Origin of the sequence: Vibrio gazogenes (assembly GCF_023920225.1) — a bacterium.
Lineage (GTDB): Bacteria > Pseudomonadota > Gammaproteobacteria > Enterobacterales > Vibrionaceae > Vibrio > Vibrio gazogenes.
In genome coordinates this window covers 149862-166273 of sequence record NZ_CP092587.1, presented here as the reverse complement: position 1 = coordinate 166273, position 16412 = coordinate 149862, and the positions used below count along the sequence as shown (strand labels likewise).

The following is a 16412-nucleotide window of genomic DNA, read 5'->3' as shown; positions in this document are numbered from 1 at the left end:
AAAGCGGCCTAACAATATCGATTACTTACAATAATCCGAAGTTTACAATTGATTCAGATGAAGTGTAAGACTTAAACTAGACCATCGGTGCTCAAGAACAAAAATATACAACCGATAAAGATAAATAAGACATAAACCTCCCACATCTCAGTGTTATCAATTGGGCATAAAGCAATGTTTACTCCGATTCAACTACTTTTCCGAACCAGACGTCGCAATAAGCGCGTCATTAGCATTGGTTATGATATCCTCTCAGTCTTGACATCATTGCTCTTTGCAATGGTTCTCCGTCTTGATGGTTTCCATTTCGTCCTGGGATATAGAGAGGGGTTTTGTGTTTTAGCAACAGTTTTAGTAACACTGATAACTTTTGTGCGGTTTGGCATGTATCGCGCTGTACTTCGTTATATGATGCTCCCCGCAATCGGGCATATATTCTTAGCGGTTTTTCTATCCTCTTTAACACTTGCACTCAGTGGTTTTTTCTTTCAGGCATTTATTCCCAGAAGCGTTCCATTTATCTACGCTGGTTTGGCGATTCTGACTCTGGGTGGGCCTCGAATCCTAATTCGAACAATTTATTACTACGATTACAAACGCCATAAACCCAATGTGTTCATATACGGTGCTGGCGCAACTGGCAGAGATCTGACCTATGCTCTCATACAGGGTGATGAATATCATCCGGTGATTCTGCTCGATGATGACCCGACCAAAACCGGACAAATTATGTTTGGTATTCGAGTTCATCATAGTGATGAATTCGAGCAGTTAAAATCACTCTATCAACCAGTGAAACTACTGCTTGCGATCAATAACATCAGCAAAGGTGAGCGGCTGCGATTACTTGAAAAACTCTCTCACTGGCCGATAGAAGTACAATCGGTGCCTAGTGTGGAAGATATAGCCACCGGTAAAGCAAGAGCTACCGATGTCAGGGATCTGGATCTGTTCGATCTACTTGGTCGGGCACCGGTTGATCCCGATCCAAGTTTATTATCAAAAAATATCACAGATAAAAGTGTTATGGTCACGGGCGCGGGTGGATCCATTGGTTCAGAGCTTTGCCGACAAATACTGTCACAAAGTCCAACAACACTCGTCTTATTCGAACTTAATGAGTATAACTTATATAAGATTGATCAAGAGCTTCAATCGATAAAGACCCGAAATAATTTACAAACAACAATCATCACTGCTCTTGGCTCCGTACAGAGAGCAAACCGAGTTCTCAAGCTGATGCAGGCACACAACGTAGAAACGGTTTATCATGCAGCGGCCTATAAGCATGTCCCGCTCGTTGAAGACAATATTGTCGAAGGCATCCGTAACAATGTCTTCGGAACATTATCCTGTGCCAATGCGGCCATTCAGGCTGGCGTCAAAAACTTCACACTGATATCGACAGACAAAGCTGTTCGCCCGACCAATGTCATGGGAGCGAGTAAACGAATGGCCGAGCTTGTACTTCAGGCACTTACAGATAAAGAGACGGACACAACATTTACCATGGTTCGGTTTGGCAATGTATTGGGCTCTTCAGGATCTGTCGTGCCACTTTTTAAAAAGCAAATTCGCCAAGGGGGCCCAGTCACCGTTACGCATCCAGATATCATTCGTTATTTTATGTTAATACCTGAAGCCGCACAGCTCGTCATTCAAGCAGGAGCCATGGGACATAACGGTCAGGTATTTGTATTAGACATGGGAGATCCAGTAAAAATACTAGATCTGGCAAAACGGATGATTCACTTAATGGGTATGAAAGAATACTACGAAGGAAAAGTAGATGAAGGGGATATCGAAATCCGTTTTACAGGGTTACGTCCCGGTGAGAAATTATATGAAGAACTATTGATTGGGGAAAATGTCGAAGGGACGAGCCATCAAAAAATCATGGCTGCGTCTGAAGACAAACTTTCATGGGAAGAAATGGAAATACTTATAAATCAACTGGATATATGTTGTCATGATTTTAATGTGGACTGCATCAAGCAAATTTTACTTGATGCGCCTACCGGCTATAATCCCAAGCAAGAGGATCTTTAATTTATTTCGGTTGTCAGTCACAATCATGATACTCTCATTGCAAATAACGAAACACATTTAGGCATGAAACATAATGATTTTTTCTTGTTCTTAATTCTGATGCGACAGTTAATCTAGATACAATTAATAAACTGTTAATAGAAGCATAAAAATAACCGATCATTATCGGTAAGAATAAAATCAAAAAAACTACTATTATTGACTGGACTGCTGGCTCTTTCTTAATGTTTAAAACTGCGATATGCAAGGAAACGATTCCAAGTTTCCTGCATAAGTTAATTTATCAACATTAACAACATCATCGTTGTATCTCGAATAATATCACGAACAACCACGGAGCTAACGAACCCTGCGCCGTCAGCGACCAAATTTTTCATTCAATAACTTCCTAATTAACTGTATTAATCGTAGATACGCAACTACCTCTGGGTAAAGCTCTCAAATGCTTATCTGCCGAGGAATAATTATATTGGGTGGATGATCATGTATCTTTAACTTGAGGCGAGGTTAACCCATGCTTAACCCTGATTTTGTGATTACATCACCATATCAACTCGCTATAATGGGCGACAATTATACACATGCATACTCTTCACAGGAAAACCTATGATCATCGTAACCGGCGGCGCTGGCATGATTGGCAGCAATATCGTAAAAACCCTCAATGACAAAGGATTTGACGATATCCTTGTCGTTGACCATCTCAAAAACGGCAAAAAGTTCAAAAACCTCGTTGACCTAAGCATAGCCGACTACATGGATCGTGATGACTTTTTAGCACAGATTATGGCTGGTGATGATTTCGGTCCGATTGAAGCGGTTTTTCACGAAGGCGCTTGCTCAGCAACAACTGAGTGGGATGGCAAATACATGATGCTCAATAACTATGAGTATTCAAAAGAGCTGCTCCATTACTGTTTAGACAGAGAAATCCCCTTTCTCTATGCTTCGTCTGCAGCTACTTACGGAGAAACAAAGACGTTCATTGAATCACCTGAGTACGAAGGTGCATTGAATGTATATGGTTACTCCAAACAGCAGTTTGATAACTATGTTCGTCGTCTCTGGGAAGATGCAGAAGCAAATGGTGAACAGCTTTCACAAATCACGGGGTTCCGCTACTTCAATGTTTATGGCCCTCGAGAAGATCATAAAGGCTCAATGGCGTCCGTTGCTTTTCACCTCAACAATCAGATGAAAGCGGGCGAAAATCCCAAGTTATTTGAAGGTAGCCATCACTTTATCCGCGATTTTGTGTATGTCGGTGATGTGTGTCAGGTGAACTTATGGTTCTGGGAACAGGGTATTTCCGGTATTTTCAATTGTGGAACAGGCAAAGCCGAGTCATTTGAAGAAGTTGCCAAAGCTGTCATTAACCATCATGGCCGTGGTCGTGTCGAAACCATTCCGTTTCCTGAACACCTGAAAGGCGCTTATCAAGAATTTACCCAAGCCGATTTGACCAAGCTACGAGCAGCAGGATGTGACATTGTGTTCAAAACCGTAGCTGAAGGTGTCTCAGAATATTTACATATCATTAATCAATAGCATTTAACCATTTCTAATCAGAGAGATACTTGTATGATAGTCAAGTGTCTCATTTTTAATACGTTAGGTTGGGAGTCGTTATGAAAATTGCTGTTGCTGGAACTGGATATGTCGGGTTGTCGAATGCAATCCTGCTTGCCCAGAATCATACTGTTGTCGCGTTAGATGTTATTGAGGAAAAAGTCGCCTTACTCAATGAACGAAAATCGCCCATTATCGATCAAGAAATCGAAATGTTCTTGTCATCACGGGAATTGGATTTTAAAGCGACACTAAATAAGGAAGAAGCATACCGAGATGCCAATTTTGTCATCATCGCCACACCGACAGATTACGATCCACAGACCAACTATTTTAATACCACGACAGTTGAAAAGGTCATTCAGGATGTGATTGCAATCAATCCTGAAGCAACCATGATCATTAAATCTACGGTTCCGGTTGGTTACACCGAACAGATCAAACAGCGCTTCAATTGCCCAAATATCATTTTCTCCCCTGAGTTCCTCCGTGAAGGGAAAGCGCTACACGATAACCTTTATCCATCACGGATCATTGTCGGTGAGCAAAGTGATCGTGCGACCACTTTTGCCAACCTGCTTGTAGAAGGAGCCCAGAAAGAAGACATTCAAGTGCTTTTTACCAATGCCACAGAAGCTGAAGCGGTCAAACTCTTCTCCAATACTTATCTGGCTATGCGGGTCGCTTACTTTAATGAACTCGATTCTTATGCCGAAGCGCATGGTCTGAACACCCGTCAGATTATTGAAGGCGTCTGCCTCGATCCGCGCATTGGCAATCATTATAACAACCCTTCTTTCGGTTATGGTGGTTACTGTCTGCCAAAAGATACCAAGCAGCTTCTGGCAAACTACAACACCGTTCCCAATAATATTATCGCCGCAATTGTCGATGCAAACCGAACTCGTAAAGACTTCATTGCAGAAAGCATTCTGAAGAAGAATCCACAAACCGTCGGTATCTATCGGCTGATTATGAAGTCCGGTTCGGATAACTTCCGAGCCTCATCTGTTCAAGGCATCATGAAGCGTCTGAAAGCCAAAGGACTAGAAATCGTCATTTATGAGCCCACAATGAAAGAAGATCAGTTCTTTAATTCCCGAGTGATGCGTAATCTGGATGAATTTAAACAGATGGTCGATATCATTATTTCAAATCGGATGTCAGATGAATTGTCAGAAGTTGCAGACAAAGTCTATACACGAGATCTATTTGGTTCCGATTAATCACACCTTATAAAAAGAGTTTTGATAGAACATTCAGAGCTCTTTTTTCTCAATCAATTAACCTGTTTTCTCCGAATGTTGTAGAATGTATATATCACTTTTATCAATTGGAGAGCATAGTGAGACATCCCGTAATATTACATATATGCCTGTCAAAAGGATGGGGGGGCTTGGAAATGTACCCAATCAGAATGGGTAAACAGTTCCTCTTCGCAGGCTATCAAATATTCGGTTTATGTCTGGCTGACACACAAGTTGAGTCAGGGATGAGAGAAAACCAATTTCCCTTATATACTGCGAGAAGCAAGTCTCAATTGCTCAGTGTCAAACTGTTCTCTCTCATTCAATGGGTCAAACAACATCAGATCAATGTTATTCACTGTCATAAATCCGGAGATCTCTTAGTTGCAGCCCTGATTAAACAATTTGTTTCAGTGAAAATCATATTCACTGAACATATGGGTGTGACAAGAAGTAAAAAAGATCTCTTCCACAGTTGGGTCTACCAACAAGTTGATCAAGTTTTGTCGATCAGTGATGAAACATACCGGAGAAATGTCAATGCACTTCCGGTACCACCGGAGAAAATAACACGCTTGTGGTTAGGAACGGATATTCCTGACAAAGCAGAACTGCTTCCCAATGAAATCGCGACCATCAAACAAGCACTCTCACTTCCGGAAAAAGATTTTGTGATCGGAACTCTCGGCCGCATTAGTCCGGGGAAAGGACAAATAGAACTCGTCAAAGCTTTTGCGCGGGTTCAGCAAAACCTCCCTCAGAGTAAACTAGTTATCGTTGGCGGATTGGAAGCTTCACAAGGATGCGATTTAGCTTATCTTGATCAGGTCAGGCAAACCATTCAATCTTTAGATTTAAGCAGCCATGTTATCTTCACCGGTTTTCGTCGGGACACTCATCAACTGTTATCTATCATGGATATCGTTTGTTTACCTTATGCCAATGAGGCATTCGGTTTAACTGCAATCGAAACGATGGCAGCTCAACGCCCCATTGTGGCGGCCAACACCGGTGCTCTTCCGGAACTACTGGAAAATTACGCTCAGTATTGTACCCCGACCAGTGATACATCCATCGCAGAGGCCATTCTGAACAGTTATGAGCACTATGAAGAGGCCAAAAATAACGCAATATCAGCCAGAATGAGAGCATGTAAAGAGTTTTCAATACAGACACATACTCAAAATCTGCTACATTACTATCAGGAATAATCGAGTGCTGCTTACTATACCATCATGCTGATGGTAGTATGCCCTCTCATTTAGATGAGTTGTTCTAAAATTATGCCAATGAAAATCCTGATAATCGGCCCTTCATGGGTTGGAGATATGGTAATGTCGCAGAGTTTGTATCGCGAACTGAAAAGCCGTCATCCAAATGTGACAATTGATGTCTTAGCACCGGCTTGGTGTGGTCCGATTCTGGAACGAATGCCTGAAGTTGATCAGACCATCGAAATGCCAATCGGTCATGGTGATTTCAGTTTCACCAAGCGATGGAAAATCGGCCGCCAATTAGCTGCGAATCGTTATACGCATGCTTTTGTTCTCCCCAATTCAGCCAAATCGGCACTAATCCCCTTATTCGCAGGCATTCCTGTCCGAACAGGATGGAAAGGTGAGATGCGCTATGGTCTGTTGAACGACTTGAGGGCTGACAGAAAAGTCTTTCAATATATGGTGGAACGCTATGTTGCCTTAGCGGTTCCCAAAAGCACAATGACTGATGAAGTGTCACTGGATAAATGCCTCAAACCAAAACTGAGCATTGACTCAAACCAGCAAAAGCGTTTACGGCAACGTTTTTCTTTAATATCTGATCGAGAAGTCGTTGGTTTATGTCCTGGTGCAGAATTTGGCCCAGCCAAAAGATGGCCAAGTCAACATTATGCAGAATTAGCATCAGCTCTGATACAAGATGGGAAACAGATTTGGCTATTTGGGTCACAAAAAGATCAAGAAGTCACGCAACATATTCGCAGCTTACTCCCTTTGGAACACCAGTCACACTGTTTTGATTTGGCAGGAAAAACAACACTCGTCGAGGTAGTCGATTTACTCGCCTGTTGCCATACTGTCGTCAGTAATGATTCGGGTTTGATGCATGTTGCCGCAGCGGTCCATTGTCATATCGTTGCCATCTACGGTTCCAGCTCACCACAATACACGCCACCATTGTCAGAAAATGTAATTACACTAAGTACTGATATAGAATGTAGGCCTTGTTTTCAAAGGGAGTGTCCATATGGGCACCTAAATTGCCTTAAACAACTGACGCCAGATCAAGTCATCCGTCAGATTAGACATCAATAACTCAGATAAGAATTATTATGAAACATCAATGGTTTGAGCGTGGAGCTTTCGCAACAAAAAAAGCCAGAAAATATTTGAGCGAAACATTTTCGCCACAAAATATCAAAAAATTGCCGTCATCAGACATGCGGCCCTCGGTGATCAAGTGATTGCTCGTCCTTTTCTAATCGAAGCAAGAAAATTTTTCCCCAATGCACAAATCACACTTGTTGCCGTATCAAACTATCAATATGGTATGCCAGACGACCTGGTTGATCGTGTTCATATCATGCCCGGCAAAGATAAAAAACAAGAAACATCCGTGCTCGATAAAATCAAGAACATTAAAGCGCTAGGAGAACAAGATATCATTTTTGACTTGGCCAGTACCAATCGCTCACACTGGATGATGGCATTGAGTCAGGCCAAATTGAAAATCGGTTTTCCATACAAGAGCTATCTTCGCGGCGTACTGTACAATGTTTGCGTGCCGCGTTCAGATTTCCAACCGGAAGTCGAATGCATGTTAGATATGCTAAAAATACTGGGACATCATCCAAGTTACCCGCTCGATTTTAACTATCCAGATCATCGTGTCGAACAAGATAAAGCCAATCCATTTATCTTATTCTTTAATGGTGCTTCTCAAACTTCAAAGATTCTGAGCCAGCAGCAAATGAAAGAACTCATTGAGCTGTCTTTAGCCAATCATCCCGAGATTAAGCATATTTTTCTTGAAGGTAAAAACCCGTTTGAGAAAGGTGATTTCTTGGAAGAGCTCAAACAATACTCAAATTTCGCAATTCAGGCTTGCCTCCCTCTAGAACAGCTTATTGAACTGACCGCGAAAGCCTCTCTTATGGTAAGCCCTGATACAGGGGTTAGAAATGTAGCGATTGCAACCCATACACCGACGGTTGGTATTTTTTACTCAACAGTCCCCTTTCGGTATACACCGCTGTATGAGAAGCATTATATCGTCATGAATGCTGATGGCAGTATACCGAGTCCACAAAAAATATATCAGGTAATTAAAAGTGAAATCTCATCATGGTCGTAGAGATGGAAAATACATACTACAAAAAAATACTGAATGGCTGCCTATTTTTAGTCCCGGCATTGCTGTTATGTACTAAAAATTTCAGTATTGGTGCTATCTTAATTTTACTGTTCACTTCAGTATGGTATCTCATTAAAGAGAAGAAAGATTATACTCTAGACAAGTTAGACTGGATGGTAATTGCTATTCTTTCTGCTTACTTCATCGCGAATATTCCTGTGTATCTATCGGATATGGAAACAACAAGATACTTTAAAGGTGCTTCGCGTTATTTATTCATCATCCCGATCTATTTTTTCATTCGACACATCCTCAATGAGACGACAACACCAAGAAAATATCTTGATTGGGGAATATTTTTGGGCTCAATTGGCACAATTATTATTTCAGTTTATCAATTTTATATCAAAGGCATGCCCAGAGTAGATGGTTATTTATACAGTATTAACTTTGGCTATTTATCCTGCTCCCTTGCCTTTTTAGCTCTCACTCTGGCTTACAGTAGCCATATAAAGAAGATATTATGGTTATCTTCCTTAATTTGCTGCTTTGCAACCATACTGACATTAACCCGAGGCGCTATTTTCGCTATTCCATTACTCGTCGTTTTTAGCATCCTATTTCAATCCAAACAGCATAGACTCAGAAATATGCTAAAAATAGTGATTGTCATGTCGGTATTTTTTATCGTTTTCTATACTTATTCGTCCAAATTTCAAGACAGGATCAATTACACAACTACTGAATTCCACCGAATTTTATCAGGCGATGTCGCTGACGCTAAATCTTCTGGTGGACGGATTCAACTGTGGCACTCTGCGACACAATCCTTTATGAAGAGTCCACTTATCGGTCAAACATATGCTCAAAGAGAAGCAACTATTCGACAGCTATACCAAGAAGGGAAAGTAAGTCATTGGCTGACCAGTGTCAAAAGAGCTCATGCACATAGTCAATATTTTGAAATGTTAGCGAGCAATGGCATACTCGGCATTCTAGCGTTTGTTGCACTAATCTTCGTGCCTCTATTTTTCTTTTTAAGACATGTGAAACAATCTACACATGCATTCAGCGGATTCATTTTTGTTTTAGGGTTTTCAATTTTTTGTTTAACCGAAGTGCCTCTGGAGCAAAATTTAATCAGTAGTTTCTACGGCTTTATGCTTGCTGTACTAATCAATTTTACCCGAAACGATCTTAATCATATTCAAGATAATGAAACATAGTGGGACAAAATAATGAACTTCATCATCATCACCAACCGCTCAATTCGACTGATAGGGAATCTATTTAAACTATTCTCTTACCTTTTTCATGCGGTTTTACCTAAAACTCGTTTTACCATACCAATCTACTCCAAGCATAAGTTGGATTGGGAAAATACCAGCGCGATTCCAAGAGTCATCTGGCAAACCAATTATTCTAATCGCAGCACATTACCTGTTTATCTCAATTACTTATTTAATCGTTTGATGTCTCTGGATTATGATTATCGATATGTCAGTACCGAAGAGCGCGAACAGTTCATGAGAGAGCAAGCCCCTGAACATGTGTATAAAGCCTATCAGAAACTGACTGATGGCGCTGCTCAAGCCGATTTATGGCGAATTACAGTGTTGTATCAACAAGGCGGCATCTATATGGATATTGATGCCACTTTGGTATGGCCACTCCGTAGAATCTTAAAAGATGAACAAGAAGCACTATATATCAAGTTTAAAAAAGGGAATACGGATTATACAAATTTCTTTCTGGCCACAGTGCCTAATAACCCTGACTATCAAACGATTATGAATACGATTGTTGGTAACATCGAGAACTATGACGTCGAGAAAGGCGTTTATGGAACAACAGGACCATACGTATTAAATCGAGTTCTAGAAGGAAAAGAAGTCCATGCACGCGGAAGAAATTATGTATGCATACAAGGTACTTTTACAAATGAGCACTTCCAATATTTAGATAAACCCCGTGGTAAGTGGACCCATATGGATCCCAAAGACTTAGTCAAAAAATAAATATGAATTACTTTATCCGACTAATTTATACGCTAGTACTAACAATTATTGCACCTTTTTATCTCTTGAAGTTATTCAAGAAAAAAACGGGAAAGCCTTATGTCGGTTCTCGCTGGACTGAGCATTTCGGTTTTATACCCTCTTTATCCACATCAGAAAATCAAGAAGTGATCTGGATTCATGCTGTCTCTGTCGGTGAAACTCTCAGCGTAATCCCATTGATCAAACAACTACATGTCGATTTCCCTGAGAAAAAAATTATCATTACAACAACAACCCCAACGGGTGCAGAGCAAGCACAAAAAATCAGCTCTATTGCAGAGCATCGATATATGCCTCTTGACTTTCCTTTTGCTATTCGTGGTTTTCTTCAATCAGTAAAACCAAGTCATTTAATTATTATGGAGACTGAGCTCTGGCCTAATTTATTGTATATGGTAAAAAAGAGTCGTATACGAATCTCCATTATTAATGCTCGATTATCAGAAAAATCATATCGTAATTACCAAAAAGTAAAACCTTTAATCAATTTATGTCTACCCCAAGTTGACCATATCTATTGCCAACATAAAGATGATAGTAACCGATTTAAAAAACTAGGTGCACATGCCTCACAATTATCAGTTACTGGTTCGATTAAATATGATATTGAAATTTCAGAAGAAATTAAAAGAAAATCAGGATCTTTGCGACACAGCATAGGTTCCGAAAGGCCGGTATGGATTGCAGCCAGTACTCATTTAGGAGAAGACGAATTAATACTTGAAAATCACAAGCGGATTTTGAAAGAGTACCCAAATGCACTCCTTATACTTGTCCCTCGCCACCCTGAAAGATTTAACTCGGTATATGAACTCTGTGTAAAAGAAGGTCTGAGCACTCAAAGACGAACTCAAGAAAGCACACATAGTCAACCATATCAAGTATACCTTGGAGATACGATGGGAGAGATGTTGACCCTGATGGGTGCAGCTGATATCTGTGTCATGGGAGGAAGTTTCATCGGAAAAGCTGTTGGAGGACATAATGTCTTAGAGCCGGCATCTCTAGGAATACCAACAATCACTGGTCCAAGTTATTATAACTTTCGTGATATCACTTTATCTTTACACGAGTCCGGAGCACTCCTTATTTTGGATAGTGGGGATAAAATTGCTCCCAACATTATGACATTATTAAAAAATCCTAATCAATTGAGGCAGATGTCATCTCAGGCCAAAAATCTCGTCATGAACAATACTGGTGCCTTAAAGAAAACCGTTAATATGCTATTTTACTCATAATCTTCTTAACCCACTGCTCCAACGTATACTTATATATTACATCACTATCTATGGACTCATATGGCTTATTAAAAAAATCATTCTGAATTTTGTAATCATCTTTAATTATAGCTATGTTATTAGGATTATATATATCATAGTTTCTAATATAGGAGTTTGTTGTAACCAATTTTCTTTGATAGCCAATAGATTCATAAATTCTAAATGACAAACCTGATTGTTCCCCCTGTAATACATCCAAAATGCCCTTTGACTCACTAATACAACGAGCTAAATCTTCACCTAAAATCAGCTTATCTGTCGACTTTATTCGATGATCTTTTATATAATTCATTTTACGAGGATGATCACAATAAAATATAATATTAGGATTCAACCAAGGATTAGCATCTAGAATTTTTCTTACATGTTGATATCTTTCCTTTGTAAAATACATGATAGAGAATAAATCATACTTACACTCGTCATAGTGAAAGATCGCATTCCACGTTGGATCTAAATAATTATTTATTTTTATAAACCCACTTTCTTTACAATCTATATCATCATAACTAAATACAAAGTCAAACATGTCAAGGTTATCTGCATTATCAGGAGATTTTCTTAAACTATCCCATAATGTCGCAACTAATGTAGCTGTATTGGATTTCAGTATTTCCAAATGATGACGGTTAAATAGATTAGGATCAGTCATTATAACCACATCATATTTATCTCGACCAATAAAAAAACTTGTCAGCATTTGTTCTATCTGAACTTCTGTCTGTTTATGTTTATAGTTTAAACCTGATAATTTACTATAGAGTTTTGACATAACACGATGGCAAGTATCAATATACTGAAATTTAGATAAGTCAGAATGGTCGAGATGAGTAACATAATGTCCTTGGCGAGACATTTCATCAATGATTGGAGTTGCTAATCCAGACCAATTTGGGCAAATAAAAAGAATATTCATCGATGTAATCCAACCTTATTGACTCTAATACACATACTATACTCACCTTAAACTCATTTAAATATTAGTGATTCTGCTACACAATAAATATGATAGTCTTCATGACTTATTCGCTATATGTTCGATACAAACAATCAAATGATGAAAGTGTCCAACAAATATTCCGCTTCTGCTGCTCCTTCAAGAATGAGCGTTTCAGGCGAGATATATTATCCTCCTTCCAACCACCATCAGGCTGAATCATACACTTATCAAAATCAATAATCCAAACTCGTTCTTGCTCATCAACCAAAATATTGTGAATATTCAAGTCGGTATGATTGACTTGGGCATCATGCATCTTACGAATCTCTCGCCCGATTTTCACATACATTTCATCATGTAATGCATTTTCCTGAAGAATTGTCACCAAATCACGAGCATTGGGGATTTTTTCCGTGATTAAATCGGCTTGATAGCACACATGCTTTTTCACCGCTCTGGCCGCAATCGGACGCGGCACATTCACACCTGCATTTCTCAAGTGGTTTAAAATCTGAAATTCTTGATAACTTCTAGTTTTATCCCATTGATAAAAAAGATAATGATCACGAACGAGCCGCCCAAACAAGCCGCCCCGTCGGTAATGCCGCAATGCACCCTGAAGGTTATCGAGTTGGATAAACCATGTCGTCCCTCTGCCATAGGCCTGACCGACAATCTTATCCTGTTGCTGCCAGAAACTGACATCAAAACATTGCTCCGGAGATGATGATAACAACGTCTCGTCATACCACACCCGTAATTTACCTTTTTCGAACGTTTTCACGGCTTACCCAATGCTTAAAACTTCACTCAATCAGCATTTTACATTTTCTTCCGCTCTCTGCATAATTCCGGACAACTCTCATTGCTTTATAGTGTTCATTATGGCGTTATTTGATTCCGCCCCTCGATCGATATGTATCCTGCGTCTGTCTGCCATTGGAGATGTGTGCAATGCCGTTGCAGCGGTTCAAACCATTCAACGCCAGTGGCCTGAAACCAACATCACTTGGATTACAGGTCGGTTAGAAGCGCAATTACTGGCTGGTCTCGATAATATCAACCTCATTGTGTTTGATAAAAAGCAAGGCTGGCAAGCCTACCGACAGCTCTGGGCAACCCTGAAAGGGGAGCGATTTGATGCGCTCCTCCATATGCAGTATGCATTTAGAGCCAGTATTGCCACGTTGGGAATCAAAGCAACCTATAAGTTAGGCTTCGACGCCACACGCAGTCAAGACTGTCAAACTTGGTTTACCAATCAGCACGTCCCTTCCCCGAATAACCCTCATGTACTGGATGGCCTGCTTGCCTTTGCACAATATATTGGTATTCGGGATATCACACCAAAGTGGACACTCACTTACAATCACCATGACCAGCAATGGGCAACGCAACAACTCAGTCAAGACAAGCGGAATCTGGTGGTAGTTCCCGGCGCCAGTAAAGCCTATAAAAACTGGACAGCCGCAGGCTACGCTGAAGTGATACGATATATCCATCAGCAGGGTTGGCATATCATCCTTGCCGGTTCCCCCGCACAAGTCGAACTCGATTTAGCCAACCAGATACTTGATTTGATCGATTTCCCGGTGGCCAATCTAGTCGGTCACAGCACCTTGAAACAGATGCTGGCTTTGTTAGATCACAGCGATCTGGTGATTGCACCGGACACCGGGCCGACTCATATGGCCAATGCCATGGGGACGCCAGTTATCGGATTGTATGCTCACCATAACCCACAACGAACCGGGCCTTATTGCTATCAGAATTATGTTGTTTCCGTCTATGAAGAGGCGATTCAAGCAGAAACCGGTAAAACCATCGCTGCGTTAAACTGGCGTGCCCGTGTCAAAGACAAATCAGCCATGTGTCGGATTCAGGCAACGCAAGTCATTCAAATGTTTGAGAAGGCAGTGAAAGATTTTAATCTGTGAGTCAAATCCCGCCCGAACAGGCGGACAAACGACTTAAAGACAAATAGCTGTATCCTGCTATCATCTGACAGCAACCCGACTCGAACAATAACATCATCTCAACGGAGACTTACCATCGTGACACAACCAACCTTAGCCGTGGCCCTGATTGTAAAAAATGAAGCCAAGCATCTGGAAGCCTGTCTAAAAACGGTTCAGGGCTGGGTCGATGAGATTGTCATTCTCGATTCAGGGAGTACCGATGAAACCGAACATGTTGCCCGGCAGTTTACCGATAAATTCTTTTTGAACACTGACTGGCCGGGATTTGGGCCACAGCGTCGTCTCGCACAATCGTATGTCGAATCGGATTATGTCTTATGGTTAGACGCCGATGAACGAATCACACCGGAACTGCGCCGCAGTATTCAAGACGCGGTGAAAGCAAATCGACCCAATACCATCTATCAAATCTCGCGGTTAAGTTGGGTGTTTGGTCGATTCATCCGTCACTGTGGTTGGTATCCGGATAAAGTCCTACGTCTCTATCCAACCCAGCTGACCCAATACAACGATGCATTGGTTCATGAGAAAGTCGAAGTGACATCATCCATGCATGTTGAAACTCTTTCCGGTGACGCAATTCACTATACTTACGACGATATGAATCACTACTTGGTCAAGTCAGCCGGATATGCGAAAGCGTGGGCAGAACAACGCCAACAACGCGGTAAAACAAGCAGTCTCGGCCAAGGCATCATTCATGCACTCGGATGCTTTGTGAAAATGTATGTGATCAAAGCAGGTTTCTTAGATGGAAGGCAGGGATTACTCCTATCCCTGCTTTCGGCACATTCTACATTTGTGAAATACGCTGATTTGTGGATAAGGACAAATACGGCGCCACCCAAAAATTAATATCACCCAAGAGCGATTCGATTTGAATTTGGCTCATATCTTCCTGTTGTGATTGACCACCGCGTGCCGGGGGGGCAAATGATAAATGACGCCCTTGCGAATTCAACGGATACCAGCGTAATGGTGTTGCCGAACGCTTGGCAGGAAAGAAACCAATCGTCGGAACATCAATGGCAGCAGCAATGTGCAAGGGACCGGTCGATCCTGCAATGAAAAGGCTCGCACAGGCAATTGATCTGGCGAAATCGACCAACCCGTCATTCTTATGATAGACAACGGCTTTTTCACCTTGTTGGTTGATCGATCGTTGGAGTTGATAGGCTTTTTCTTCCTCTCCCGGCCCGGCAGTCAGCACCACCTCAAAGTTACCATTTATCCCATCGATCAACTGACTATACTGTTCGAGAGACAGATTATTGGCTGAACCGCCACTTCCCGCATGAACAAACAGCCATGGTTTGGCAGAACCAATTCCTAGCTGAGCAGCCAGTTTGTCTTTTTGTTTAGCGAGTTCTGATGCGGTGAAAGTTAGGTAAGGTGGCTGCGGCTCAACCACGGGGATCTGATGCTCCTGCAAAAAGGCCCGAATCAAATCCAAATTATATTCAAATTCAGGTTTCGCAGACTGTGAGCGCTTCTGCTTCACCCGATGATTGTAAAACACTTGTGCCAGTTTCGTCGCCGGAGCCATTCGGTATGGAATTTTCGCCTTCCAGACCAACAACGCATTGTAAGTGGTCGAAAATAAGTTAATCGACGCATCAAAGTGACGCTGGCGCATCGCTTCAATCAACGCTTGTTGAGATGCTGCTGAACCCTTTTTAGTCGGATCTTCAAGCACGGCATCAATCCACGGGCATAATTCGGCAAGCGCGATAGTATAATGAGGTACTAACGCAGTAATGTGACAATCGGGAATCGATGCTTTGAGCATCGCGAAACTCGGCCATGCCAGCATGAAATCACCGATTTTATCATTACGAATAACAAGTATTTTTTTCATTTCAAACTCTTATTCCGTCACATACCATCGTTCAGACGGACATCAATAGGTTATTTTGAGCCTTTTTGTTACTATA

The 16412-nt window shown here is 41.2% G+C and carries 13 protein-coding genes and 2 pseudogenes; 11 read left to right on the top strand and 4 right to left on the bottom strand.

Annotation, left to right across the window (positions count from 1 at the left end):
* The first annotated feature begins 174 nt into the window (after window positions 1-174).
* A complete protein-coding gene (locus MKS89_RS00740; RefSeq protein WP_072960589.1) occupies window positions 175-2049 on the top strand; it encodes a polysaccharide biosynthesis protein in 1875 nt (624 codons plus the stop codon).
* A 252-nt stretch (window positions 2050-2301) separates the two neighbouring features.
* Here the strand turns inward: MKS89_RS00740 and MKS89_RS00735 are convergent.
* Window positions 2302-2426: pseudogene (locus MKS89_RS00735) on the bottom strand (dTDP-glucose 4,6-dehydratase); the annotation flags it as partial.
* Window positions 2427-2655: 229 nt separating this feature from the next.
* Here MKS89_RS00735 and rfaD point away from each other — a divergent pair.
* From rfaD to waaA, 8 genes and pseudogenes are all read left to right on the top strand, one after another.
* The gene (gene rfaD, locus MKS89_RS00730) at window positions 2656-3597 is read left to right on the top strand and encodes an ADP-glyceromanno-heptose 6-epimerase (protein ID WP_072960380.1); all 942 of its coding nucleotides are present in this window, start codon (window positions 2656-2658) and stop codon (window positions 3595-3597) included.
* An 80-nt stretch (window positions 3598-3677) separates the two neighbouring features.
* The gene (locus MKS89_RS00725; protein WP_072960378.1) at window positions 3678-4844 is read left to right on the top strand and encodes a nucleotide sugar dehydrogenase; all 1167 of its coding nucleotides are present in this window, start codon (window positions 3678-3680) and stop codon (window positions 4842-4844) included.
* A gap of 176 nt (window positions 4845-5020) precedes the next feature.
* Window positions 5021-6076: a glycosyltransferase family 4 protein gene (locus MKS89_RS00720; RefSeq protein ID WP_072960375.1), complete on the top strand. Its 1056-nt coding sequence runs from the start codon at window positions 5021-5023 to the stop codon at window positions 6074-6076.
* 78 nt (window positions 6077-6154) lie between these two features.
* Window positions 6155-7177 carry a lipopolysaccharide heptosyltransferase II gene (gene waaF / locus MKS89_RS00715; RefSeq protein WP_072960586.1) on the top strand — a complete coding sequence of 341 codons (1023 nt, stop codon included), beginning with the start codon at window positions 6155-6157 and terminating at the stop codon, window positions 7175-7177.
* Window positions 7178-7194: 17 nt separating this feature from the next.
* Window positions 7195-8216: pseudogene (locus MKS89_RS00710) on the top strand (glycosyltransferase family 9 protein).
* Between the two features lie 2 nt (window positions 8217-8218).
* Window positions 8219-9442: an O-antigen ligase family protein gene (locus MKS89_RS00705; RefSeq protein WP_072960584.1), complete on the top strand. Its 1224-nt coding sequence runs from the start codon at window positions 8219-8221 to the stop codon at window positions 9440-9442.
* Window positions 9443-9454: 12 nt separating this feature from the next.
* Entirely contained in the window at window positions 9455-10234 is a 780-nt protein-coding gene (locus MKS89_RS00700; protein WP_072960373.1) for a glycosyltransferase family 32 protein, read from the top strand.
* Window positions 10235-10236: 2 nt separating this feature from the next.
* Window positions 10237-11517 (top strand): lipid IV(A) 3-deoxy-D-manno-octulosonic acid transferase, encoded by a 1281-nt coding sequence (gene waaA / locus MKS89_RS00695; protein WP_072960370.1) that lies wholly within the window; start codon window positions 10237-10239, stop codon window positions 11515-11517.
* On the opposite strand, the gene MKS89_RS00690 is transcribed toward waaA, so the two are convergent.
* Entirely contained in the window at window positions 11495-12475 is a 981-nt protein-coding gene (locus tag MKS89_RS00690; RefSeq protein ID WP_072960367.1) for a WaaS/CpsH family glycosyltransferase, read from the bottom strand. The genes waaA and MKS89_RS00690 overlap by 23 nt on opposite strands.
* 106 nt (window positions 12476-12581) lie before the next feature.
* On the bottom strand, window positions 12582-13283 hold the full coding sequence (locus tag MKS89_RS00685; RefSeq protein WP_072960364.1) for a 3-deoxy-D-manno-octulosonic acid kinase: 702 nt from the start codon (window positions 13281-13283) through the stop codon (window positions 12582-12584).
* A 100-nt stretch (window positions 13284-13383) separates the two neighbouring features.
* Here MKS89_RS00685 and MKS89_RS00680 point away from each other — a divergent pair, with 100 nt between their 5' ends.
* Together MKS89_RS00680 and MKS89_RS00675 are read left to right on the top strand one after the other, a co-directional pair.
* Window positions 13384-14436 carry a glycosyltransferase family 9 protein gene (locus tag MKS89_RS00680; protein WP_072960361.1) on the top strand — a complete coding sequence of 351 codons (1053 nt, stop codon included), beginning with the start codon at window positions 13384-13386 and terminating at the stop codon, window positions 14434-14436.
* 117 nt (window positions 14437-14553) lie between these two features.
* The gene (locus MKS89_RS00675) at window positions 14554-15333 is read left to right on the top strand and encodes a glycosyltransferase family 2 protein (RefSeq protein ID WP_072960359.1); all 780 of its coding nucleotides are present in this window, start codon (window positions 14554-14556) and stop codon (window positions 15331-15333) included.
* Here MKS89_RS00675 and MKS89_RS00670 read toward each other — a convergent pair.
* Complete coding sequence (locus tag MKS89_RS00670) at window positions 15272-16336, bottom strand: glycosyltransferase family 9 protein (protein WP_072960356.1); 1065 nt, start codon at window positions 16334-16336, stop codon at window positions 15272-15274. The genes MKS89_RS00675 and MKS89_RS00670 overlap by 62 nt on opposite strands.
* Window positions 16337-16412 lie beyond the last annotated feature (76 nt).

Excerpts from the sequence above, each read along its gene's own strand:
- MKS89_RS00740 (WP_072960589.1), top strand. The coding sequence starts at position 175 with ATGTTTACTCCGATTCAACTACTTTTCCGAACCAGACGTCGCAATAAG.
- rfaD (WP_072960380.1), top strand. The coding sequence starts at position 2,656 with ATGATCATCGTAACCGGCGGCGCTGGCATGATTGGCAGCAATATCGTA.
- MKS89_RS00725 (WP_072960378.1), top strand. The coding sequence starts at position 3,678 with ATGAAAATTGCTGTTGCTGGAACTGGATATGTCGGGTTGTCGAATGCA.
- MKS89_RS00720 (WP_072960375.1), top strand. The coding sequence starts at position 5,021 with ATGTACCCAATCAGAATGGGTAAACAGTTCCTCTTCGCAGGCTATCAA.
- waaF (WP_072960586.1), top strand. The coding sequence starts at position 6,155 with ATGAAAATCCTGATAATCGGCCCTTCATGGGTTGGAGATATGGTAATG.
- MKS89_RS00705 (WP_072960584.1), top strand. The coding sequence starts at position 8,219 with ATGGAAAATACATACTACAAAAAAATACTGAATGGCTGCCTATTTTTA.
- MKS89_RS00700 (WP_072960373.1), top strand. The coding sequence starts at position 9,455 with ATGAACTTCATCATCATCACCAACCGCTCAATTCGACTGATAGGGAAT.
- waaA (WP_072960370.1), top strand. The coding sequence starts at position 10,237 with ATGAATTACTTTATCCGACTAATTTATACGCTAGTACTAACAATTATT.
- MKS89_RS00690 (WP_072960367.1), bottom strand. The coding sequence starts at position 12,475 with ATGAATATTCTTTTTATTTGCCCAAATTGGTCTGGATTAGCAACTCCA.
- MKS89_RS00680 (WP_072960361.1), top strand. The coding sequence starts at position 13,384 with ATGGCGTTATTTGATTCCGCCCCTCGATCGATATGTATCCTGCGTCTG.
- MKS89_RS00670 (WP_072960356.1), bottom strand. The coding sequence starts at position 16,336 with ATGAAAAAAATACTTGTTATTCGTAATGATAAAATCGGTGATTTCATG.